Source organism: Saccharibacillus sacchari DSM 19268 (genome assembly GCF_000585395.1).
Taxonomy (GTDB): domain Bacteria; phylum Bacillota; class Bacilli; order Paenibacillales; family Paenibacillaceae; genus Saccharibacillus; species Saccharibacillus sacchari.
Genome location: NZ_KK073875.1, coordinates 1,454,573 through 1,479,952 on the forward strand (window position 1 = coordinate 1,454,573; position 25,380 = coordinate 1,479,952).

Here is a 25,380-nt window from a genome sequence, read left to right on the forward strand (position 1 = left end):
CTCACTCTTGCCCCAATCCATAAGTTATTCGGATCATGCCTACCACCTGTTCGAATATATCGAGGCTGCCCTGAAGAAAATTGAATTTTGAAACCATTCCGCCGCCCGTGTACCAAACTTGAACGTCCACCTGTTCGTCCGTGCGGGAAAACCGAAGAACAGCATGCCAACTATGCGAAGATTTGATTTTGGTTTTGATGTTTTCTTTGTCGAGAATGTCGACGAGCTCGGTAAAGCTGCGTTGAATCTCCACCGACTCGCCCAGCACTCCCGCATCTTCGCGATCCAAGGCTTCCAAAACGGAACGGAAACTTTCTTCGGATCCGCTCTTCAATCTCGGCACCTTGATTTCTCCGCGTTTGTTGTAGTCGAAAAATAGCTGTATCTCTTCACCTTTGACTTGGACGGTCGCGATTTCCAAATAAGGCCTCGACACGAGAGCGACAACGTTTCCTTCAGCGGGAGAAAGGCGTTCGGATAAGAAGCTTTTAAGTTCGTCGCCTGCTTGTTCCGTACCATTCGAAAGCGTCATGACTACCTCTTTGTTTTTCGGAACATTCGTCGGTGCTTCGTCGCTGAATTCGGTGTGCAGAAACGGGGAGATCGGCTGCCATTTGATCAGATTGACATGATTTTGACCGATCGCAAGACCCGTGTACAGCCACTTGAAATAATCGGCGTTAGTTTTTCCCCTATTCTCTCCCTGCTCGGTGTCGAAGAATACCGTATCGAATTTGTACGCCATGGCCTTGTTGACAGTCATGCACCAGGCAAACTTGATTTTCGCGGCATTCAATAAATCGAAATACTGGCTTCCTCTACGGTTCAACTTGGCTTTGATTCTTTTGCGATAAGCTCTTTCCTGGCGGGTCAGCTTTCGTTTATCGTCTTCGTCGCGATAGAGAATCCGGCCTCCTTCGTCTTCATGATCTTCTTTTATGACATAACCGCCATCGCGGAACATCTCGGCGTATTCGACACTTTGTTCGAAAGGTTCCCGCGCCATCGCTTCTTTTTCCAATTCGGACAATACGATCTGATAAGCCGCTATTTCGCCAGTATTCAGTTCTCCTTTATCCGTGGTCAAGAAATTATCGAAGACCAGCAGTTCAACAACGGTATCGTCCTGCAGCTTGACCTGTCCGGGGACGAACCTCAATTCGACCGTGGTTCCATTGTTCAAAACGACGGACTTGATTAACGTTTTGCCCGGATCGACGGCAGTTACGGTTCCGAACATTCCGTTATCGATTCTTCGAGGTTCGTCGACGAAATCGAAAGGATCGTTGTTCGTTCCGGCTTCCGAATAGACATAGGCGCGAATCGAAGAGTTAAAGATCACGAAATCCTTCACATTGACCGTATCGCCGTTTTGCGCAAGCTTCTGCTTGATCCAGCGGTTCACCCGGTTCGCGTGCTCGTTGGTATAGACGATTACCCGGTGGGTATTCGGATTGAGGTAGGTGTTTCGTAGTGCTTGCGTCTGCTCGGATTTATCGCCGATTCGAATGCCGCCTTTACTCGAAAGCATCAAGTCGTTAAACCGATTCTCTTTCAGATTGACGGCTATTTTCTGGCAGCTCTTGACGATTTCGGACTCGGATTCCGCGTTTGCCAATTCGATCTCTACGACTTCGGAGAAAAGATTCTTGCTTTCGAGAAGCGATTGCAAGTAAGAAGGGTTCAGTGCATTTTCGACTTTCGATCCGTAAGACAGCTTATTCTTGTCTCCAATAAACACGATTTTATCGTTTTTGTTTTTTTCTAGATCCAAGAAGGACAGGAGATCGTCAAGCAAATGACCCGTACCGAACTTCAGAAATTCGGAATCGCTTTTGGAATTGGAGATCAATTGGCTGTCGTCAATCATGTACAGTGTCTTACACGTTTCGTGCTCACGGTCGTCTTCACTTGTTTTCAAAGGAATCTGCTTTTGGTAATGTTCATCGATATGCTCGTCTTTGAAATCGAAAATCGTGCTAAACAGCGATTCCACGTCTTCGAGTTCAGGATTATTTTCCAACATGTTTCTTCGCAACCGCGCGGAATAAGCAAACACTGGAGTATCAGAAAAGCCTTTGTCGAATCCCCTTTCCCTGATCTTCGGGATCAAGCTCGTTTTTCCGCTTTGCGTCGTTCCCGACAGCACCAAAATCCGGCTTTCCGAGTCTAGGAAAGAAGCGATCTTGTCCATGACTTCCTCGTTGGTCTGCTGAAGCTTTTGCGCGGAAACCCCAGGCTCGGGAGCCGTGGTCCATGCATGTTTAGGATCATAAGCTTGAGCATTGAAGACGGTCTGTTCGAACACGTTTCTGCCGTTTGCGGACAGATAGTCGCGGCCTTCGGCAGAAACGTCCAGGAAATCGAACACTTTTTCGACATAATTCCGAGCATCCGCAATACCGAAGTTCAATCTGTGTCTGCCCGGAATTTCTCCAATGACCTTCATTTCGTTTTGAAAGCAAACCATCGTATAGATGGATCTACGTTCGAAACCAGTAAGCCGGTCCGTTAGTTCTTCTGCCAATCTACTCCGCTGCTTTTGCAGCTGTTTGAACGGATTGGGAGAGCTACCGCCTCGTACGATCACGCCGCTCGCGAGCTTCCAACTTCCATATTCGAATTGGCTTTCTTGAGGTAAAATAACTTCCCCTTTATAATTTTTAAAATCGATAATGATGATCCAATGTTCCGTTACTAAAAGCGCATCGATTTGGAGGTCTTCCCGGGTCACGCATTCGGGCATGCCGAAAAGCATTCCGTTCCACCCCCGAGCGTCGAAAAGCCGGGACAGTGTGTTCGAAATTTGTCTAAAAAAATCGTTCTCGTACACTCGGGAAGATTTTCCTTTCCTGATTTCTAACATTTCTTCATTCTCCTTCATAGTCAAGGCTTTTATTTATTTATATTTATTTATATTTAGTTATTAGTTTACCATATTTTTATTGAACTTATTCTGACATTCCTGCTTTTTGAAACAAGACAGCTGGCCGAATAAATAAAATTAAGAACGCGAGCAAACTCGCGTTCCCTATTCGTCCCCATTACTATCACCAATCCTCAAAATTACGTTTAGTTTTATTAGCTCAATGCGAATATTCAGAGGTAAATTAATTTATGGTCTTTGAGCATTTCGTCCTTTCTATTTTACCATTCTTAATTTCAACTTCGCCTTCTGTGACAACACCTCAATGCTAGTTTTCAAAGATGTTTTTCTGTTTTCACTTTCAGTTATTTCCCGGCGAGTATTTTCGATCTCTTCCATCTCCGTATCGTAAAAGTCTCTTACTTCCTTTGCGATACCCGACTCATATTCATTTCTCATTTCCTGAGCAATTGTCCGGTATTCATGCCTAATATCAGCTCGTGCATCCCTAAGCTTTTTGGTCTGATCTTCAACGTCTTTCTCACCTTTGAGAGTCAGGAATACGTCAAGTGCTACACCGCTTATAGACAATAATGGGCCAAGCTTATTAATCATTTTAGTCAATTTTATAGCGCCCCATGGTTTAAATTTCCCACCAAACATCTTTACAAGCTTATAGACTGTATCCTTAGAGATCCTAGCCGCCATTCCGCCCAAATTCCCCAGAGCTTGGGGTCCTTTACTAAGCCATTTCAAAGAATTTTTGGCATCGATATCACGCTCATTAATAGAATGATTATGCTCAACCCATTCAGCCTGAATTTGCTTTCTTACAGTCGAGCCTAGTTCAGAGTCATTTAGCTGATCCAGTTCATCTTGGAGTCTGCTCATTTCACCTTCTATGATTTTGGATAAAGTATTCAACGCTTCTTTTGACTTCAACTCAATCATACGCTCTGAATTTTTTATAGCCTTATTGATTTCTTCTGAAGTATGGTGACCGTCTACACTTGCTGCAACCGTCTCTCCTTCCATAAGCACCTCATGCTCAAGAGCGCTAAGTTCCGCTTTATACTGGTTGGTAAGCCTCACCTCCGACGAACGCAAAATAAGTGATTTACGACGGAGTAACTCCATCATATTTCGGCCTAAAGGAGTTTCTGTCGCAACTAGGTTGTACACCTGATCCAAGATGTCGACGAGACGATTTAAAGGTGTGGCCAATTTGGCCGTATATCTGTTCCTTTCCGTGAGTAACTGCAGCCCGTTCCACAGCTCAGCAAAATTCGACTTGTCTAATAAATACTCTTTCTCATCTTCGTCTTCTTCTGTTTGAGCTGCCAAATACGAATCGGAATCGATGAAGCAAGTATAGTAATCGTCCGGATGAGTGGGCTCCATCACTTCCAATAAAGATTTTGTTAACGTTTCAGGACTCCCAGATTCGCGCGCCATCTTATTAACGACCAGAATCATTTGACCTTGACGCTGTAATTCGAATGCTAATTTACGGAAGAAAGCTCCTCCTTGTGGATTAAACAATTCATTAGAAACAACAAATACAATCAAATCCGATTTCGAAATCTGATTCAGAGTCACTGCATCATGGTCGTCGCGCCCTGCAAAAATTCCGGGTGTATCAATAAGCAACACTTCGTCCCACAAATACTGCTCCGCTCGATCCGTAAGAATTTGAGCCCCAATCTTGATTTCTTTATCTTCAGCTTCGTACACCATGATTGTTTTGGGACCACTTTCCGTTCCGACCACCTCTTTCCGATTGAACGAAGCGCCTGTTATAGCGGCTATTGTGGTCGATTTCCCTGCATTATATTGGCCAACGAAAGCGATAGTGAGGTGTGTTTGGCTTTCATACTCTCCCATAAACTGCTCTAACTGTGTTAAAAGCGGTGCAATTTCTACACTTTCTTCACAGTTCTTCAGCAACTCGATTGCACAGTCATAAAGCTCTTGAACTTCCTCTGCCAAAGTATGAAATTGAAAAGACAAATTTATCGCTCCCTTACGTATATAGACTTGTCAATTGGGAATGTGGTTTAAATCTGTGTCTCTAGGGAATTATGAGCTTAACTCCGGTTATCTCGCTAGCCAATCGAACATTGATCCCCTTTTTACCTATTAATTTCCCTTTCTCCCGTGTAGGGACAGTGATCGTTGCTTCTTGTTGCCTGCTTTCGACAACTTCGCTAAGCTGAATCATGTCTGGAGTTACATCGGCAGGATAAAGTGCACGACATATCCGTTCCGTTATATTGGGAGTATCACTAAATAGATGAACTTGTTCCCCGCAGATAATATCTATATTCGTTTTGATGCCTCCAACCATCTGCCACTCATTAGGAACCATGATTTTCGTGCCACGACCTTGTTCTCTAGAAAGAGCAATCATTTGCGATTCCGTGCAATTTACCCCTTCGAAGCTAAGCAGCTTTGCAAAAAGCTTTTTGTTCATATTCATCTTTCTCAATCTTATTTCAGACGAAAATACTTTCAGCTCATTGGCAATTCCAAAGAGCCCATTAATATAAACAGATACCTGACCTAACATTTCTTTCTTCCCCTTACGAATAATTTGCCGGTCGAACCACCCCAAATAGGATTCAACAGCCTTTTTATGGGCATCATCAATCATCCTTGTCAACTGCTCTTTTGCATCATGCTTTGCTTTATTCCACTTCTTTTCTTCCCAATCTCCGAACAACCAACTGAATAGACCCGCCCCTGCACTAACTCCCATTGCAATCCAACCTACCGGATTCCAAAAGTTTGCAATTCCAACTTGAGCAAGAATAAAAGCAGTTGCCGATACTCCGCCTACGACAACACCTCCCCATTTAGCAATTCGCCCGACTTGCCCTTTCTTTAGACCATTCATCTCTACTGGATCAGTCTCTAAAAGCTCTAAGTCAAATTGATATTGCTTCGTAAACTCCGCTAGTTTTTCCTGAAGTTCACTAACAATGCTCTGAAGTTCCCCCTCCATCTTGGATTTCAGCACATCTTGCTCCTCCTTCAACCTGGAAGTAAGCAAATTATCGATATTAGATGAACCCAAATTGGTATCAACAAAATCTGGTATCCATTGTTTGATCCGATCAAAATGCTTCTTGCAAGCGGTATTAATCCGACCTTCACCGTCCGATGAAAATCTATCAAAGAAGGCCGATAATTCCTTTCGTTTCTTAACCATAAACTTGGCTTGGGTTCTGATCGAGAGTTGCTCCTCAAACATCATCTTTTCCAAGGTATCTGCAAAGTAGATCACACTGTCGTAAAACGTGAGTAATCTCCTTTGTTTGCCTCGCTTTTGAACCTCAGCACTGATTGCATTATGGACTTCATCTAAATTACTTAATCTCCACAGATCGGCATTATACGCCTCATACGCCGGTTGAGTGCTTTTAAAACCGGCATCCGCATGAATATTAACGATTTTGACGTAAGGAATATTCATATGTTGCTTGACGTATGATCGGATATGCTTTTGATGCTCATCCAGACGTTCATTATCAAAAATTTTATGAGGTATACGAACGAATCGCTTCAGTTCCGCTTCATTATTAATATTGTATTTTACATTAAGTAAAATCATAAAGGGCTTGTTGATCTCTTGTAGCCTTACCATATGGTCAAATTCTCCAGGCTGAATAGAATCGTCCGATGCTAGAAACAAGATAAAATCGGATTGATCGATGATATCATGAGCTTTGGCTGTGTCATCATCTCCTTTAAAAGCTTCAAATCCTGGAACATCCAGAAGACGAAGTCCGTTCCAATGATACTCCCTCACATCCCGGGTCGTTCTCTGGGCTCCCATGCCTATCGTTCCACCATCCCCACAGGTCAAAGCTTCACGGATAGTACTTTTACCTGCTTTTGTTCGTCCGAACAAAGCAACAGTGAAATCATTTAAATGCTTCTTTTTCAACTCAATGGAGTGCCTAAGATCTTGCATGCTTTCTGAGGTTTGCATCTCTAACTTACGAGCAATTCCGCTCAACACAGGGAAGAAACTAAAGTTTTCCGCGTCCTTTTCCCGAAGTAATGCATCTGTTTGAACTCGAATATTCCGAGTAAGTTCCTCAACTTGATACTTGACCTCATCGGCAAAAAATAGACTTTCTTTATAAGCCTCTTTAGCAGTTTTTCTACTAGCCTGCAAGGCCTCTTTAAATCGATCATTGTGTGCATTTTCCAAGAAGATCCACTCCACCTTTGGGAAAAAGATGATTTAACATTATTGCTTAAACACATTTAAAATCCATTTTTTCTCAACTACCTAGCTTGCCATTTTTGTCGACATGCAAATCGTATTTCTTTGAAGCTATACTCTAACACTTTCTAATGAAACCCTGAGAACTTTACAGCCGCCTCTTGCTCAAACGCGGCACCACCCTTTTTTTCTCAAATATGACGGATTGTTAAGCTAAGTGCAACACTTTCTTATGAAAACATTCATAAAATCAAAAAAGCAAGCCGCTCTCCTCCTCGTGGGTTTCTCGAAAAACCTACGATCCTGGAAATACGGCTTGCTTTCTATTCTTTTATGTTAGAGGTTGTTAAGGACATATTGCGGCAAAGAGTCATAGCGCATTATAGCTGTTTTTAACTAAATACTCACCTAATAACTCATTCCACACCTAACGCCTTAAACACTGCCTCTTGCGGAGTTGAGTAAAATATCAGACTAAATGCACCAATAAGATCGGACGGTACAGAACCAAGTTCGGGAGCTGACGTTATAGGTAACAATACTTTTTTCGCGCCGCTGTCTAGACAGACTTGCAAGGTGCTCGCCAGTTCCTCGACTTTGAGTATCGTACCACTGATGCTTATCTCACCAAGTACCACAAGGCTCGAAAGCATCGGTTTGTTCAAGGCACCGGAAGCGATCGCAATTACAGATGGCAACGTAAGGAATTTCGTTATTCCGATGCCATTCAGATCTTGGTAGTTGATAATATAGTTTTTCGTCGTTGTGCTGATAGAACTGCTTATTAGCGAACCGTTTGCTTTGAGGAAATTGAAGGCTGTATTGGCCGCTTCCTTTGCATCACGGTCGGAACCAAGTCCTGTGCGCTCAAACTTACCATTACCAGGGAGTATTTGCGTTTCGAGGCGATAAACTCCTATCATGCCACTCTTACCTTGCGAAACGGTATAGACGTTCCCTGGATTAGTCATCCCTTCCGGGATGATCTTGCCACCACCTTGTTCCGGCACAGCCACATAATGTTCCTCGAATGTCTCGTTATCGATATACGAAAAGTTAACATCATAGAATTCCATACCACCGATTTTCTTGAGTTGCTCCTTAACACGCCGACGCATTTCGAGGGCAATGGTAAGGATCTCCCTAATATCCTCCTTATCAAACTCACCATTAGGATAGACAAGTTTGGTCAAGCCAGACACGATTTTACGGACAGCGATAGCGTCCCGTTGGTTAAGGTTGCTGCCAAAACGGAAATATTTATCGCAAACATCACCGAATGGCTCTTTTCGCATCTCTCGCATAAATTCGGCGAGATAGTCCGTGATCAATCCATAATCGTTGGTGAATGATTCTGGGCGATACTTTGGAATCTCCCAACCTGGTACATAGCAATGCATACGGTCAAGAAAGGCCGTGTCATATGACATCGCCTCCGGAAACGGATCAAACAAATGCGATGTTTTCAGCAGAACATCGACACTCTGATTAATGTTTCCGACAAAAACCATAGAAGCAGTAGCTGCTTTTTCTTCTTTGCCTCTTGCAAATGAGCCAGAAGCCATATAATCCTTCATGATCTGAACGCCATCTTTGTCCTTAAAAGTGATACCTGCAACTTCGTCAAATGCAACGCAGTCCCATAGCCCAACAAGTCCAACCGTCTTACTCGACATATTGTAGAACAGATTCGCGACTGTGGTCTGTCCGCCCGACACGAGGATACTGTTTGGTGAAATTTCTTTGTATAGGTGCGACTTACCCGTGCTACGAGGACCAAGTTCGCACAGGTTAAAGTTGTTCTCAATCAGCGGTAACATACGAGCCAGTTGCAACCACTTCTCACGCTCTGAAAACTTATCCGCTTCCATCCCCGTGGAGCGGAGCAGGACGGTTATCCACTCGTCCTTTGTAAAAGCTCGGCGACCTTCCTTTATCTCGTCCATATCAATGTGCGGCATCTGAATAGGTGTTATTTTCATGATACGAATAGGTGTAGAATGCTTATCTTCCTCGATATATTCATATTCAAGTCCAACGATGCACCAGATCCCACCGCATAATAGACGGTCGTACTTAGAGACATAGTCTGAAGATATCGGAATATTACCAACACCAAGATTAGAGAAGTCCGCTTCATAACGGTCGCGTTTAATATTCAAACTTACTGTTATGCGGTCAATGACCGTATAACTGCCACGTTCGCGCAGTGAAGACAGTACCTTTTGCGCTTCGTCAGGACGCACGAAGTTATCGGAAAGTATTCGCTTGACGTTCTTCACACCATCTTCGATTATTGTCGGATCATCAGAACCGCAATACTGTCCGAGCAAAAATTCCAAGACGTAGACGGGAACGTTCGCCCCCTCCTTGATCGCTTTGGTCAGATCTTTACGGACAATCTTGCCATCGAAATGCTTACGCAATTTATGATGGATGATAGTGTTCGCATCATCCGTATCCGGTATATATGAGTTTGCCTCTAATTCCATTGCGAAGCCCTCCTATAGGTCAAATCCAAAATCATCGGCAAACGCTATGTCTATGCGGAACTCTGTCTCTTCAGGCACATCCGTGTTATTTGCAATAACAAGGCGGTATATTTTATTACGATCAAATTGCATTTGTTTAAGGGTGAACCTGACACGGAATACACGCTCAGAAGCATTATCGCTTGTCCTGTCTGCAATCACCGTCTGTGTGTCGCTAACAGAAACACCACTTTCATCGGTAAAATGCAAACTATAGTTACAAACCTGCACTTTGTCATCAATCGGCTGTTTTTGCAAAAAGTCGAGAGAGAACATCAGGTTCGACACTTTACGACTTTCGCTGATAAGTGAAAGCCCCGGATTTTGAACTTCAACATACTTCTTAGATCCCGAACGCATACCTTTATAGACAATCACAGGTACGACCATTTCCTGTAGGCTGATGCCGCCGTGGACGTAGTTCTCGCCACCACCCTGAACTTTAATGCGGACGATGTCCCGTGGAGTATAGCCTTTCATCGGAATTCCACTGATTTCACGCTCCGTTTTTACGGGAAGAAGGTAATCGGATGTCGCTTGAGGATCTACCAGGGCGTAACGTCGACCGAGTTCATAAATTTCACCATTAAAAGTCTGACGACTGATTTTCTGGCTTTCTTCAAGTGGTTTATAGGTATACAGAAAACCATGATCGGCAGTAATCAATACGTTAGTGCCACTTAGGTCATTAACGATTACTTTAACGATTGCATTCAGTTCGGAAATTGCCGAATCACAGGCTTCAAATACCTTAGTCTCGGTAGCGTGTTTGTCGCCGAGTGCGTCAATCGTGTTGTGGTAAATATATACGATTTCTTTACCTTGCACTAAGGCCCGACGTTCCGTTTGTTTCATCTGCAGTAGGTCATTATAGGTCACGGCTACACTATCGGGGTTAGTTATGCTTAGAATTGCACCTCGTCCTACAGTGCTACTCGTTGAGCTACCGTCAACGGATACTTCCATCTTTTCATTTACCGACAACTCTTTTCCCGAGAGCAAGGCCGCCATACCGAATTTGGTAATGCTCGGGAACACGGATTGTACAGCCTCAAGTGCAGCTACGCCCTTGGTGGTGTGACCGAGCGTTTCAGAAAGTTCAGCGGCAACTTCAAAACGCAGGGCATCAGAAATCACTATAAATACACGATTGCCTTTGCTCAGATTCGGAGATACGTATCTTCGGTAAAATTCTCGCTGTTTGTTCACTTCAGAAACATAGCCAAGTGCCTCTAAGTCACTTGCTATAGCGTTCGTCCAATTTAAGGTGAGTTCTTTCAAGAACCATTCACTGTATAAACCCTCAACCACATCGGTGCACTTCTTTAATGCGTCTTCCAAGAGAACGTGAGGGGACTTCAGCGTATTTCCAAAAAAGTAATGGAAGTGTCTATAATAGCTGTCCATCTTATAAGCATCAGTCGTATAGAGTTTCCAGACCTTAACGGGCTCGACAAGGTGGAACCCTTCGATATGAGCCAAATAAAATTCTTGCAGCTTAGCTATCCAATAAAGACTTTCGAAGTAATCTGCAGACAAGTGATACCATGCTGCAGTGCGGCGATTCTCTACTACTTCAAGAATAACGTCTACCTTAATTACATGCTGGATGATTTCAGCATAAAAGCGTTTTAAGATGCTTTCGTTGATCGCAGGAAAGGTGTCACTTTTTAAAAGACCCGTTATTTCTATCTTATCAAATCGGTCGGAAAGGCGAAGTTCATGTTCCACGAAACGACAAATTTCAATTAAGTCCTCATTGTTTTCGCTACGTTGCCACTCATGAACGAGCTGATAGCAGTATGCTTTAGAGGAATCAGAAACATACCGCTCCAAGCCGCGCAAGACGGAGGCAGAAATCGTCTGTGACAGGGCAGTTATTAGAATATGTGCAGCGAGATCAGAAATCGGGCTGTCTTCGGCATTGACATACCCTGTATACTTCTGAATTAACTGCCAGAACGCCTCGAGATTCCCGAACTTCTCGATATTCGCAAGTAGCGTGTTGTTTTCTTTGTCCAAGCCAGCCGATAGCACGGCAATGATTATATCTTGCGCTGAACCACCAGGGACATTACACAGCACTGCCATGACGTCGATGTGTAACTGAAGCGGTGTTTGGTATGTCCTGCCGATTTTGCGAAGTTTGGCTTTGCGTTCTTTACTTTCAAGGAATTTGGCGTATAGCTTCATCGTCTTACGCATTGCAGAAGACGGCTCGACAAGCAGTTCCTCCATTTGAAGCGACACGAGGTCAGCTCGGAACTCTTCGCTATACAGCTTGATGTCAAGCAGCCAGTCGTCCTTCCCATCCTTGTTATAAGAGAGTGGGTCATAAACAAGGTAGTCGCCTGTCAAGTCATCCGCCGCTAGTAATTTCTTAACGGCAAAGTTATTCTTACCGTTAAGTTTTACGAGCGTCACGTCGCTAATAGTCAGTTCATCAATCGCCTCGGCAAACTCGCTGTCCTCATCGTGCCAGAAAACGATACGACGTTTATGAAATTCCGGCAAGGGAGCAGCGAACCGCTCCACAAGCCTTGATTTTATTGTATCTGACAGCATAGTATCCTCCATTAAATCTTAGCTAAAATGTCAGTGAATAAGGCGTAATTCTTCTTCACACCCTCGTCGAGGTCGATCGTGATTTTTTGGTCGGCGAGGTGGTGAAGCTTTTCTTCAAAAGCAGTAATTTCTAGTAGCTGCTCTGTCAGTTTGACCTGTCGCTTTAGTAACCGTGCACGTTCCGTGCCTGTCGCTGTGTTCAACGTGCCGGCGGTGTGCGCAAGCTGTGTTCGATACCTCTCTTGCTGTTCATGAACATAATCCGTGCGCAGTTTGGCAAAAAGGTCACTTGAATAGCGGTGCATATAGATAAGCGCCTTAAAGCCGTTTTTCTTACCGCTATCGAACATCCAGTAAATTGGACGTTTCTGATAGATTCTCACGTGGTCCTTGTAGAAGTCGTTTAGGAAGTAATTTCGAATGACTTCACGCGACGTCCCTCTGCCGCCAAGGGCATCGGCGATAAAGCGTAGGTTTTCCTCTAAAGTATCCAATCCGTAAACTGTCTTGACGAACTCTACGAACCGCCCTACGATATCATCGTCGAAATATTCATCTTCACAAATAAGGAGGATGTTATCTAGGTCAGCAGGAAACGTCTTATACTTGTCCGCGTCCCAATCGCCACCAGCGTATGCTAGACCCTCACCATTTAACGAATACCGCCCAAACATACAGCCTATTGCATAACTGATAAGTGAGCGTATTTCACGCCTTAAATCGGCGCGACGTACGGTTACGTTCTTGTCCTGGACCTCCGGCGTGAGTTCATCCTGTAGACCATAAATGTCGATGAAGATTCGGTTGAGTTCTTCCTCATTGACTTTAAGCATATTAAACCGCTCCGCTGCTTCGCTTTCCCACTTTCTGAACGCGGCCGCAATCGTTTGTTCATCACAAATTAATGGATGTTGCTGGAAATCCCAAGAAGTTTCAAATGCGTCCCAATCTGTGCGGGCAAGAGCTATGTTTGAAGATGCAATTGAGTTAACTTCTATTTCTCGCTCATATAATACTGGTACTCGCTCCAAGTCGTATACATTAAGCGCCATCGTCGGGCTAAGTATTTTTCCGAAATAATTAATTAGCACAGAGTTAAACAGTGCCATGAAATAATATAACTGTGATTCTTCAATGAAAATGCTACGCATATTAACATCAAAAATCGACCCTTTCGGATAGTATCTGAAACTATTTTGCGCAGATGTTAATGCAGAACAAGAAATAGATTGTTCAAAATAATAGCGGGTATTTTGAGGTCTAGAACGTAACTTGCCTTTATCGTCATATAAGTTTTTAATTTCATATCCATCATTTTCCCAGTTCACAATATAATCTCTATTCCCATACCACTTTCGATTATCTCCACCTTTAATAAAGGGATACCATTTACTCGTGCTTACTTCACATAAACCGATATCATTTATATTTATTTCGTGCCACAAACGGGTAAATCTATCGTTATCGCCAGATTGCAAACCAACTTTTGGATTTGTTATGTCACCAAACTTTTTCTTTCTGAAAAGCTTTATAATGCTTTTTGGAGCCCAATATGATAAGGGGCAACCTGTTATCTTCTCAAAGTTTTCCTTCTTTGCAATATAACGGTCGTCGCCAGATAGGAATGCTTCCTCCTTTGCTTTTTGGCTGTTATAGTCCACCAAACGAACATATGTTGCCTCAAAGTCAATACTATTTTGTTTCGAAAGCACAAAGGTGGTCGTCTGTACAACTTCGCCGCCGATCTCCTCAAACGCTCTTGCACCAAGGTGTGCCATATTCACAATGCCACGATGAATCAGTTTACCGCGCAGTTTCTCGTAGCTCGACAGGAACATCCAGGCATGTTGCGTAATCATTGCCTGATAACCTGTGGGTTTCAGCAGTTCGCCGCACTTTTCAATGAACACGGCGAATAGGTCGCTCTTACTGTCTGGGTAGTTCATCTTCACAAAATTCGACATTTTCACGCTTATACCAGATGCACTCATATACGGCGGGTTGGTCACAACTATGTCGTATTTCTGCGCAAGCAGTCTACGGAAGTTCCAAGCGTTCAGCTTTGTATCGTAACTTTCGTCAAATAAAGTCAGCTGACCTTCCGGTTCCTCCGGCATCGTTTCAAGCTTGTCCACCCGAATAAGCGATCCGTATTCCATGCCTTCCATATAGCCTGTCGGCTCGTACACTTGCGGGCACATACTTTGAGTCAGGATACGACGATTATACTGCCTTGCTTTCATCATTAAAGCGAAGTAAGCAAGCTGATAAGCGCGGCGGTCTATCTCTAAACCGTAGAGGTTCTTTTCCAGTATCAGTCTCGCCGCATCTCGCTCGGAATAGCCCTCAGATGTATAAATTTGCATCAGCACATCAAAAGCGTACACCAAGATATGACCGCTACCCATACAAGGATCTATTACCTTAATGTCTTCTGGTGACTTGATGGTATTTTCACTACGCAAGACGCGAAGACGCTCTGCAACTTCCGGCGTTTGCTCCGCCTCGTCAAGGTAGTATTTCCAGTTTTCACGGAGCGAGCTGTCAGGGCGCGATTCTAGCCATAGCCTACCGAGTGAGTTCTCCACCATATACCGCACGATCCAGTCGGGCGTGAAGAGCTGAGTGGCGGCAGGGATGTTCTCTTTTGTGATTTTGACGTTCTTCTTGAGTCCGTCAAAAACCGTTTGTTTTAGCTCAGTGTTGTAATACTGGTATAACCAGCCGATGATCTGCACGGCGTCGTGGAAATCTTCTTCTGGTATGTCTTTTACAAGTCGCCCTATAACGCCTTCCGGTTTCAAAATATTATTCGGCAAGAGAATTTCGGTATACGCCCCCAAACGCTCGAACATCTCCGGTAGGAGCGAGTTTAGAGCGTTGCATTGCGTCAATAAAAGATAGCGATAGAGTTCATCCGTTTTATTGTCGTTCAGTAGTTCGGATACTTTAGCCCTGTCTAACCCTTCAAGGTCGAGGTGCAGAACATTTTTTAGAATTTCTGGATTAAAAGCGCCATTCGAATCTGAAAACACACGGACGTGAGTCGGGAGGAAGTCGTTCACTTCCATATAGCGAAGGGCGACAAATCGGTTGAACCAAGTGTATGCTACTTCTTCGACTGTTTGGTTGAATCCGTTTGCTTTTATAACCTCAATAAAAGACTGTCGCTGACGCTTCTCGTTAGGCTCCAACACACGCCCTGCGATAACAGTAGCGTGCTCGTCGCCGTAACCTTTTTCAGTAATGTCATATTGGAAGGCGCGTTGCTTTACCTGTTCAATGAGTTCAGTACGCGCCCAGATCGCGTATTTTTGAATAGCGTTCTTATTCATATTCTCACCCTTGCTTAGTTAATTTGAATACCGTCGTTTGATTCCAGCGTGTCGTACAGCTTTTTGCGAATACCTTCAAGATAACCATCTACATCCTCGCGAGATGCCAGCCGCTTGACGGGGAATACGTCATATCGGCGTACTTGTGCAATTTTCTGTGGTTTCGGAGGTGTGGTATTGCCCGGTATAGTCGGCTGATCGTAGAGCATAGATTCAATCCGTTTGCACACTTGGTCTTTATAATTCAGTACTTGTGTAATCATCGCATCAAGCATGGTCAAGTTTGTGGCGTCGTCAACTTTCCGTTTGTACTCGACAAAGCGGTCATCTGCCTTCTTCACTTCATCATAGGTTTGGTTACCGACATCGGCTAGCGTGTGAACGTCACCCATACACTGCGTGATAATACCATGTACTTCCTCTTTCTTCTGCTCGAGCAATATGCCGTAGGCGTTTCTTACGCCCTGCATCAGATCGGAGAGATCTTTAATCTTCCCATAGGGCTTTGGCATCGCAAGAATTGACGAAATCAAGCTTATCTTTTCAATCGCATCTGTATTCGTAGCAAAATAGTCCCGCTCATTTTGCAGGTCATTCTGCAACTGCCGTGCTGCATCAAAGATAGCCTTTTGAGATTTGAAGAAAGTTTCAACGTCCGCCATATCGTCGGAACAGTCGAGCAGATCATCTTGTTTAGCAATCAGGCGGGTGAGCAGTGCAACATCGTCGCGTTTTTGCGATAGGATGTCACTCATCAGATCGCGAGCGGCTGTTACCACTTCTTTTTGCGGATAGCGGTCACGGTTATATTCGTCAAGGAGTTTCTCATAATGCGCAAGTCTCGATTCGAATGTCTCTTTCACAAAGGTGATAAGCCCATCCTCGTCTTCAGGAATTCCCATTTGATCGAGCCAGTTGCGCAGGAATGTAATACTTTTACGCATCAGTTCTTCGCTCGGTGCAATTCGGCGGCTTACGCTAGCCTTGTCTATCTCGGATTTTTTGCGAAGGTAGCCGACAAGATTTCTGTCGTCCTTGCCAACGATTGCACCGCCGTAGCGGATTTCAATCTTTTGCGAAACAACGAGCCTTGCGATGAGTGCGGCAATATCTACCTCACGCCAACCATAAGGGATCGCCTGATAACGTCTTTGCACATCGCCCATCGAGACTGGGACTCGGCTCATATAACGTTCTTCCAACCACTGACTCACTTCGTTTAGAGCAAATTCATTATTCGATCCACTGCCGGCAAAGCTCATTTGTTCCGGCTCGCCGTTGAGGATAGCCAGAATATCCGCATCGCTGTCTCTAAATTTGTTTACGAGGTTTAACTTAGAGTAGACGCTTTCGATCAGTTGTTTCAAGGCTTCATCAAGCTTCCCTCTTGCCTCGCCATATTTCACCTCGACTTTTTCACCGTAGATATAAACCACACTATCAACGATAGACTTTTCAATCTGCTTTTTAGCATTCTCTTCAAGTATCCGCGCTTGCACCTGGCGCTTGCGAATAATGTCTTGAATGCTCTCAGAAAGTTGCGATACATTTTTTTGTTTAATATATTTCTTGATCTTCGCAGCGGTTTCCAATTCTTCGAAGTATTGTACTGCGCTTGAAAGCAGCACAATTGCCTCATTGTTAACTTGCGAGTCCATAATCAGCTTTGTTTCAGGAGCACTGTAGTAATCACTTGCCACAGTGACAAAACGCAAGCGCACTCCACCAGTTGCAGCTCCAACGAGAGTTTCATCGATATACTGGTCGTAAGCGAAGTCATATTTATTGTACTTATATTTCTTAGACGGATAGATTTCGCTGAATAGGGTTTGTCCAATACTTTGGACGATAGTTGTACTATCCACAGTTGTGTTTCGAATATCGATCGCAACGTCTTGTTCTTCATCCGTGAGGAACGAGTAATGATCTCCGCTACGAGCGACATAGTTTTGTGTTTCCAAGCGCTCTAACGAAGCCGCGATTTCAAGACGAAGATTTATCTTGTCTGCCCGGATATCATCGATCATCAAAATAGCAATATTGTCGATATTCGCTTTGATGTCATCGATATAACGGACGAGGTAAAGGAGTTTCAAGACACTTGCATCAAGCTGCTCCAAACCATCGCCTTTGTCGGCCGCGGTCTGGCAGCGATCAATCACTCGGCGTATTGGACTTTCCAGGAAAGTATGCACCGTATCGTAGAATTGCGAGAAAGGCACGAGGGCATTTTCGTCTTTCTCTTGTACTTTTTGTGCAGCCTCTTGGAAACCGGAAAGCATAGAACGTTCGCCGCCCGAGAGGTGCTTCCCAGAGTTACCATGTTTGCGTATCTCGGCAAGTACTTTTTGAATAATAATGAACTGATAAGGCACAAACGGGTATGTAGCAGAAAACTCGGCTCCATCGGCGTAACCCTTGATGTCCAATACCGCATTATTAAATGTGAATAGATTTTTCAGTACCGCACGCTCTTTATCGTAAACAAGCTGCAGAAGTCGGTCGGCGTCTTCCTTCTTTTTGAGAATACGCTTTTTGATAACTTCATCTACCGATGCTGATGACAGAGACAAACGGGTATTAAACCGACCTTGGATCTTAGAAAAGTCGTTTCCGCTGATTTTCACAACAGAGTCAATCGCCTCTTGGCTCGTGACCATCACCCAAACTTTACCCTGACATTTGCTTCCAACTTCTTCGACAATAGATTGAAGGTTTATCATCAGGTCGCTATCATCGCCGATGTACTGGCCGACTTCGTCTACGCAGAACAGCAAACGGAAGTCTTTGCCTTTTTCATCGACGTACGACTTGATTTCTTCAACTAACTGCTTGATGCTCATATCGGCGTTTTCCTCGCCATTGAACCAATTGCGGGCAGCGATTTCACTCATGCCAAGAACACTTTGCAGCACAGATACAATATTATCCTCAAAGAAGGCATAAGTGGCACGAGCTTCTAACCATGACGCACCATTAACCTCCTCGAAAGCCTGTCTGAACATTTCGGTCTTGCCTTGCCTATCTACAAAGTGTTCGAGTTTTGCGATCTTCAAGTCCTCTCCATAGAAGCCTAGATGATTATAGAATACCTTGGCGAATACACGAAGGACTGCCGTTTTGTCTTTATTAATAGGCCCTTCGATGTCTATGTTGAAGAGGATCGACTCTGTGGGAATATTGGTGCTACGGACAACCGTCGCATACATCATTGGATCATCAAATTTATTTTCGAAGAAGTCCACAGCCTTTTTGTCGCCGATCTTGCGATTCGCTAGAAGATAGGACAACATTTTAAGAAAGTGTGATTTACCACTTCCAAAGAAACCTGAAATCCATACACCGATTTTATCGGTAGGATAGTCGATAGCTTTCGAGTAATTATCAAAAAACGTGCCGAAATGCCGACGGAGTTCTTTGGTAATAATGTACTCGTCAAGTTCTTGAACGAGACTTCTCTCGTCATCCTGTGCCACTTTGATAACACCATTGATATCGCGATTGATATCCTTTTGTAACATACTTTGAATTTTCATTTACTTCCCTCCGGTTATAGTAGATTAAATGCCCGGTAATAGTTTCCGTCAAGGAACTTCTCGAAAAGGATTAAGCTTTGTCCGTTAAATTCTCCCGGATAGAACATGACAATGGGTATATCCGAGAACACCTGCTGCATACTATCAAGCATCTTATGCGACCGCATAAAGGGATATACTTTTCCGAGGCCCGTTAAAAACAGCACATCACCGCGTTCATGCGGTTCATATTCCATCTTCGCTAGGAATGCCTCCTGCGTAGCGATCTTCTGTAATTGTTTAAGGAGAAAGTCCTTGCCTTTTTTCTCTTCTAGTCCTGCAACCGTGCCAAGCACACGCTTCTCCTCCAAAATTTCAAGTAAAATCTTATACATATCCTTTTCAATAACGCGAAAATCATCGGATGGCGTGCTGACAAGTCGTTCAACGTAATCTCGGACGATTAACTCGTACTGTGGTGAATATGTAAATACGTGTATCCCAACCTCATTCGATAACCCCTTGTTAGCGAGAAAATTACTATCTGAGATTCGCGATTTGATTCTATCCAGTTCTTGTTTAATGTCCGCCATAGTCACTCTCCTATCTGAAACAATTGAAAGCGGCAAGCGCAGTCAAATCGTTATTTTCGCGGATGCCCGTTTCTAATTCTTCACTGATGAAGATTGGATTTAACGTAGTGTCCTTTATACTATCGAGCATCTCCGTTTCAATCAGACACTTAGTCAATACCTGCTTCAGCTTCATTACCGTTTGTTCACTCCAAGCCGCTAAGTCGTCGTTCTGTTCTTGCAAGCGGGAGAAAAACACATTGAGGTCCTTTCGAGTGTAAGCAAAGTCTTGCTGACGGTACTTCTCACCGATAAGGTCGGTCATAAATTCACGGACAAGGCGACTGTATCTCATCATCGCATAGAGGTTTATTTGCTTCGCTACCTCGACGGATGCGTTTGCCAATTCATGAATCAGACTCTCGTTACCGAGAGCGACAATCCTTTTTTGACAAGCTCGAGCAATCTTGGATATTTTCCGCTCAGTTGGGTACTGAAATAGATTATCACTTTTTATATTTCCAACTATTTCGTCAGTCGACTTTCCTTCAAGGTATTGCTTAGAAACAATTCTCATTTCGTAAAAAAGAAACTGCTCGGTAGTCAAGCTGCTGTTGTACGACATATTTACAACCACCATATTAATCAACATCCCTCCTGCATGCTCCTTGAGTTGTTGTCATTGGGAGATTATTTAATCTCAGCACTCTGACCGCTTTCTACCCAAGTATCTACTTCCGAGATTCTGAATTTGAACAACTTACCTATTCGATGATGCGGGATGACGTCTTTTTTAATCCAGTTCCGAATCGTGTCCTTGCTCACGCCCAGGTGCTCGGCTATATCTTCAAGACTTGACCATTTTTCAGGTTCATTATACATATGCTTTACCTCCGTCTCTTACTCTAAGAATAAGACTCCATCATTATAACTTGATGAAATTTGAATTGAAATGAATATTTTCGATTTGGTATGAATTAGCGTGAATGTGTTGGAAACGATTTTCGTTTAACATCTTAAATTTCTTATATTAACGGTTCGAAAGAAAGGCTAGTGTCTCTCTTTTTGCGTACTCACAACTAATTCGTTTTACCTCAGATTTCAATTACATATTATTTATTCGGATACCTATACAGTATGTATAGGTATCCCTTTAAAGAAAGGAGAAAATCTATACCAGCTTTGTAGATATAAGCAAGAAATTCTTCACTATCGCACGTTGAATCCCCTACCCATACTGCTTATCGTTTGATTGAAAGAAGAAGTGCTCAATGTCTTTCTATAAAAAGAAAAGGAGACTACCAAATTGAACAGCTCAGAAGAAACATTCGTTTTAAGCAACCAGCCAATTCAAATGCAGCATCCAATGAGAAAGTACAGAAAACAGCACTTATTCCTCATCGGCTTAGGAGCTGTCGGTTTTTCCGGATTCTTCGGCTTCGCACCTATACTTCTCTTATTCGGAGGAGCTATAGGTTGGGCTATAGGCTACCTCATCTTCAACTGGAATGCCGCTTTCAAGATCATGAAGCTTAACCGTACAAAACATCTTCTCCCGGCCTCCATTTCCCAAGAAGAACTTTATCAAAAATTAAGTACCCTCTTGCAGCATTCTGACTTGAAAGTGAAAAATAAAAAACACTGTATCAATGTGTCTTTTCGTAACAAGTCCAATCACGGTATTTGGCTAGATAATGAACAGAAAACGTACTTTATAGTCTCAAGATCTCAAGCAAATCGCATTTTCAAAGACCGCCACAATCCAGGCATTAAAGAATATTCTTACGGCTACACCATGTATCCCATAATCAAATCTGCTATGGACAAAGCTTTACAAACCAGAATGCATCAAGGAGAAGATGAATCGAAAATTGTATGATCAAAAAGTGAGGGAAAAACAAACTTGAAGAGAACATTTCTTTTCGTTTTTAAAGTGGCTCTGGTGTTGATTATCGCTATTGGAGGAAGTTACGGCGGTTCACCCGAGCGAGCTGAAGCCAGAACCAAAGCCTATACCCAGAAGGAACAGCGCGCCAGCCGTTACATCAATTTTGTAAGGTATAGCAACTATCTGGATCGAAAGCCTAATCTGTACGCTACGTTCAATCAATACTTCTCAAAAGGAAAATGGACTTACTTCCAAGTTGCTAGTCCCTATGATCATATGCAAGCTTTGAACAGTGTTCAGTATACCGGTCTTATGACATATGAAGATGATCCAGATGTTCAGCACAAATTGAAGCTTCAGTTCCATGTCGAGCTGGATACTGATTACGAAGATTATGTTCCATATGCTATGACTATTGATGGTATCAAACAGAGCGAGTATGAGATGAAGTCGCTTTTGATCCAAGTCACAAATTAAATACAATCTACTATACCCTGAACACCGAGCACACTACGTGCTTGGTGTTTTTATTTACCCTATTCTATCTCATGGAGGAAACCAGAATGAAATATCACTTAAACGATGACCTTAGACACTTAATTGCTCAGTCTCTCAGAGAGCAAGAAGACAGTTATACGATTCAACAGCTCTTCGATCAGTTCCCCACAAAGACGGAGCTTCTGAGCGCTACAGAACAACAGCTGGTTACGATCAAAGGCATTGGTGCAGGAAAAGCCCGTCAAATTACTGCAATGTTGAAACTAGCTATAGTTCTGGCAGCTCCGACTCATAATCCAACTGCGATTCGAAGTCCTCAGGATGTATTCGACCTTCTCTCCTCTGAATACAAACATGCCACAAAAGAAAACTTTATCTGCCTTTTCTTGAACACAAAAAATCGACTGATCTTCAAGGAAGTAGTCTCTATAGGCAACTTAAACTCAGCAATCGTACACCCTCGCGAAGTATTCCAAGCGGCAATCAAACGCTGCAGCGCTTCGTTGATCTGTGCGCACAATCACCCTAGCGGAGATCCGAAGCCTTCCTTTGAAGATGTGAAGATGACCAAGCGCCTTGTCGATGCCGGGAAAATCATCGGTATAGAGGTACTTGATCATGTCATCATTGGCGACCATCAATTTTATAGCTTAAAAGAACACGGACATATTTAAATTACCAAAATGGAAATCCAATTCTCAAAATTCAATTAGTCGATTATGTATTCTATACTTTTATTCGTGTCCTTACTGCCAACTGTATCACTTCGCGACTATATCCATGCATTACTTCACTATAGTCTGTTGAGGCTTTCTGGAAAAAAATCTATCGTTTGGAGTGGGAGGAGGCATAATGGATAGCATTCAGACGATTGGAGAAAGTATTCGATTTCTAAGGCAACAAAACGGTCTAAGCCAAGAGCAGCTTGCTTTGATCTCTGGGATCAACACCTCTTATGTAGGACAGATCGAGCGTGGAGAAAAGAATCCTACCATCAAGACACTGGAAAAGGTTGCTACCGCTCTTCAAACAACGGTCGTTGGTCTGCTTACTATGTATGATCCGATTTTAAAGCATGGCTCTGTCAGAACATCACTTTTTTCGGAACTGATCAAGCAATGCTTGCTTGAGGTACTGATCGAGAACACCGATCTAATTTCGAAAAAAGGAAACTTCAAGAATGTAAACAAAGGGGACACGCATAATGAGAGCAAGCAATGAGACAAAAACAGAAAAAGTTCAGAAGAACTTGAAGACAATTTTGCAATATGCCTTACTGCCTTTGCTAGTGGTACTGGTGTTGTCTGGCTGTTCGGAGAATGGTTCAGCTGAAAACATTTTGGCTCAAGTTACCGGCAATGATCCTGTACAGGATGATCTTCTGAACTATATCAATGAAGAGCTTATTCCGCTCCAAACTGAAGAGTCTGCATTGATCCAAAAATACAACGAAAAGTTGGATGATCCAAATAGCGGAGATGCTGAGCTCTACGATACCTTGCAAAGTATTATTCCGGATTATAAAGAACTTATTGAACGGATCGAATCTATTCAGCCGGAAACCCCTGAAGTCAGAGAGTTGCATGAAATGTATATAGCAACAGCCAATAAGCAATACAATGCTATGGTGCAAATGCAAGCTGCTACTGAAAAGCACGACATGAATATTGTAAGCGAAGCAAATGAGAAATTGGATGAAGCACGTCGGGGGGAACGAGAATTTAGCAATGCGTTGGAGAAATTGTCGAAAGCACATAATGTAGTTGATGATCAAGGAAATTCAAATGAATAAAAGCAAAGAGGGCGATTTGATTCGCCCTCTTTGCTTTTATGATATATCTAATCATAAAATCTCAAGACTTATATCCTTCACTGTCACGGATTTGTATATAAGCCTTTCTATAAATACTATACTTTTGTTGCCCTACCTTTTTAATTTTAGTTTTTCTCCTGAACATCTTGGTAGTAAGTGAATTATAAGGTTCTTCAGAAGAAAGTGCCTTATAAAGTTGATAATCCCAAAAAATTTCTGTAGGTATATCAATTGTATCAAACACTTCATTATTCTTGAAATCTTCTATAAAAACCTCTCTACATTTAAAGTCCTCTATAAAAATTTCTTTAGCTCTAATTAAAAAATCATCAAAATACTCTTTTACCTCGGCATAACCATCAAAAATCATTCTATTAAAGTATTTATGTGTTAGTGCCTCATTAACTCCAAGATAGCCAAGATTTAAAATATTAGCTATATCGCTGTCTGATTTAATAGATTTAATGTATGGAGTGCGTTCTAAATATTCAACAAAAGCACGCGACCTTGACAATGCATCTACATCGTAAAGACCCGTTACTTTATTAAACCAGGCTAAGCTTAAAGACTTATTGATTAGATGGCCATTCTTCTCATATTCTAACCTCAATATTTCAGAAAACAACCTAAAGTCTTCTTGTCCATTTATATATATATTCGTTGAATTGTTCTCACCGGATTTCAATCCCAAAATTCGTCTTTTGAATAAACGTTCTCTTCCGAATTTATTTTCAGAAGATATCAGTTTTATATCTTTGCAAAATAGATAGATCATCCAAGGGTAGACTACACGCGGCATTACCCAGGCATTCAATTCAACGCTCTCTATCTGTGTTTGTAATTCCTCAATATGTTCCTTCTCTAAAAGAAATTCAGAAAGATAGCGATTTATTGACTTCCCAAAAAATTCAACCTCGTCTTCATCATTGGTAATAAATATTTCTCTTCTTATGTAATCCAGTTCTTTCCCGCGCTTTTTTTTAAAGAAGTTACTCAATCTTTCTAAAGCGTTGCTTAATATACTTACCTTGATATCGTTTAAAAAAGCTTTCTCAAGTTGATTAGATTCATCCTTATCTAATCTACCATCACCTTTCAAGACACTAAAAAAAGTCGTAGCGCCTCCCTTAAATATTATTTCTGTGCATACTCCTCTTTTATCCCAATAATATTTGCACAAATCATTTTGATTTTCAGTATTATCATAAGCGATTATTGCTTCGTGCAGCTCATCTAAAGCTTCGTCTAACTTTGCTTGATTTTCATTCAGAATTTCCAGTATATGAAAATTTTCATAAAAATTAATCTTAGTTTCTGAATTATGATTTTGCATAAGCTCTCTACCTTTCATTTGTTTATCTAACATGATTTCGCTGTTCATCAAGTTCATAAGTCTTATCTTATTGTTTTCTAGAAACTACGTATATTGTAACAGTTGCGTTTTGATCTGTAATTCAAATCTTCTTAAGTTAGAAAAGATTATTGAACATAGTGAACTTCCTCAATTCAAAAATGTCAATCCAGTTAAAATAGGCTGGATAGAATGACTTGCCTACTAGAATC

Annotated in this window: 16 protein-coding genes; 5 read left to right on the forward strand and 11 right to left on the reverse strand. The window is 42.6% G+C overall.

The window, feature by feature from the left end; translation table 11 throughout:
- Nucleotide 1: 1 nt before the first annotated feature.
- From SACSAC_RS06300 to SACSAC_RS06345, 10 genes are all read right to left on the reverse strand, one after another.
- A complete protein-coding gene (locus SACSAC_RS06300; RefSeq protein WP_169833754.1) occupies nucleotides 2–2,758 on the reverse strand; it encodes a nuclease-related domain-containing protein in 2,757 nt (918 codons plus the stop codon).
- 384 nt (nucleotides 2,759–3,142) lie between these two features.
- The gene (locus tag SACSAC_RS06305; protein ID WP_037284677.1) at nucleotides 3,143–4,876 is read right to left on the reverse strand and encodes a GTPase; all 1,734 of its coding nucleotides are present in this window, start codon (nucleotides 4,874–4,876) and stop codon (nucleotides 3,143–3,145) included.
- A 61-nt stretch (nucleotides 4,877–4,937) separates the two neighbouring features.
- Complete coding sequence (locus SACSAC_RS06310) at nucleotides 4,938–7,085, reverse strand: GTPase (RefSeq protein WP_037284679.1); 2,148 nt, start codon at nucleotides 7,083–7,085, stop codon at nucleotides 4,938–4,940.
- 431 nt (nucleotides 7,086–7,516) lie between these two features.
- Nucleotides 7,517–9,592: a protease Lon-related BREX system protein BrxL gene (gene brxL, locus SACSAC_RS06315; RefSeq protein WP_037284682.1), complete on the reverse strand. Its 2,076-nt coding sequence runs from the start codon at nucleotides 9,590–9,592 to the stop codon at nucleotides 7,517–7,519.
- A gap of 12 nt (nucleotides 9,593–9,604) precedes the next feature.
- Nucleotides 9,605–12,196 (reverse strand): BREX-1 system phosphatase PglZ type A, encoded by a 2,592-nt coding sequence (pglZ, locus tag SACSAC_RS06320; RefSeq protein ID WP_037284684.1) that lies wholly within the window; start codon nucleotides 12,194–12,196, stop codon nucleotides 9,605–9,607.
- Between the two features lie 11 nt (nucleotides 12,197–12,207).
- Entirely contained in the window at nucleotides 12,208–15,531 is a 3,324-nt protein-coding gene (gene pglX, locus SACSAC_RS06325; RefSeq protein ID WP_037284687.1) for a BREX-1 system adenine-specific DNA-methyltransferase PglX, read from the reverse strand.
- Between the two features lie 14 nt (nucleotides 15,532–15,545).
- On the reverse strand, nucleotides 15,546–19,067 hold the full coding sequence (gene brxC, locus SACSAC_RS06330; RefSeq protein WP_037284690.1) for a BREX system P-loop protein BrxC: 3,522 nt from the start codon (nucleotides 19,065–19,067) through the stop codon (nucleotides 15,546–15,548).
- Nucleotides 19,068–19,081: 14 nt separating this feature from the next.
- The gene (locus SACSAC_RS06335; protein ID WP_037284694.1) at nucleotides 19,082–19,639 is read right to left on the reverse strand and encodes a DUF1788 domain-containing protein; all 558 of its coding nucleotides are present in this window, start codon (nucleotides 19,637–19,639) and stop codon (nucleotides 19,082–19,084) included.
- A 10-nt stretch (nucleotides 19,640–19,649) separates the two neighbouring features.
- The gene (locus SACSAC_RS06340; protein ID WP_211251330.1) at nucleotides 19,650–20,270 is read right to left on the reverse strand and encodes a DUF1819 family protein; all 621 of its coding nucleotides are present in this window, start codon (nucleotides 20,268–20,270) and stop codon (nucleotides 19,650–19,652) included.
- A 38-nt stretch (nucleotides 20,271–20,308) separates the two neighbouring features.
- Entirely contained in the window at nucleotides 20,309–20,500 is a 192-nt protein-coding gene (locus SACSAC_RS06345; RefSeq protein WP_037284696.1) for a helix-turn-helix domain-containing protein, read from the reverse strand.
- A 424-nt stretch (nucleotides 20,501–20,924) separates the two neighbouring features.
- Here SACSAC_RS06345 and SACSAC_RS06350 point away from each other — a divergent pair, with 424 nt between their 5' ends.
- From SACSAC_RS06350 to SACSAC_RS06370, 5 genes are all read left to right on the forward strand, one after another.
- Nucleotides 20,925–21,497, forward strand: coding sequence for a hypothetical protein (locus SACSAC_RS06350; protein WP_037284698.1), 573 nt, complete (start codon nucleotides 20,925–20,927; stop codon nucleotides 21,495–21,497).
- A 24-nt stretch (nucleotides 21,498–21,521) separates the two neighbouring features.
- Entirely contained in the window at nucleotides 21,522–21,983 is a 462-nt protein-coding gene (locus SACSAC_RS06355; RefSeq protein ID WP_037284701.1) for a hypothetical protein, read from the forward strand.
- 86 nt (nucleotides 21,984–22,069) lie between these two features.
- Nucleotides 22,070–22,678 (forward strand): RadC family protein, encoded by a 609-nt coding sequence (gene radC, locus SACSAC_RS06360; RefSeq protein WP_037284704.1) that lies wholly within the window; start codon nucleotides 22,070–22,072, stop codon nucleotides 22,676–22,678.
- 178 nt (nucleotides 22,679–22,856) lie between these two features.
- Nucleotides 22,857–23,225 carry a helix-turn-helix domain-containing protein gene (locus tag SACSAC_RS06365; RefSeq protein WP_037284707.1) on the forward strand — a complete coding sequence of 123 codons (369 nt, stop codon included), beginning with the start codon at nucleotides 22,857–22,859 and terminating at the stop codon, nucleotides 23,223–23,225.
- A complete protein-coding gene (locus tag SACSAC_RS06370) occupies nucleotides 23,209–23,796 on the forward strand; it encodes a hypothetical protein (RefSeq protein ID WP_051506911.1) in 588 nt (195 codons plus the stop codon). Before SACSAC_RS06365 ends, SACSAC_RS06370 begins: the two co-directional genes overlap by 17 nt.
- A 61-nt stretch (nucleotides 23,797–23,857) precedes the next feature.
- Here SACSAC_RS06370 and SACSAC_RS06375 read toward each other — a convergent pair whose 3' ends face one another.
- Complete coding sequence (locus SACSAC_RS06375; RefSeq protein ID WP_037284710.1) at nucleotides 23,858–25,207, reverse strand: hypothetical protein; 1,350 nt, start codon at nucleotides 25,205–25,207, stop codon at nucleotides 23,858–23,860.
- Nucleotides 25,208–25,380 lie beyond the last annotated feature (173 nt).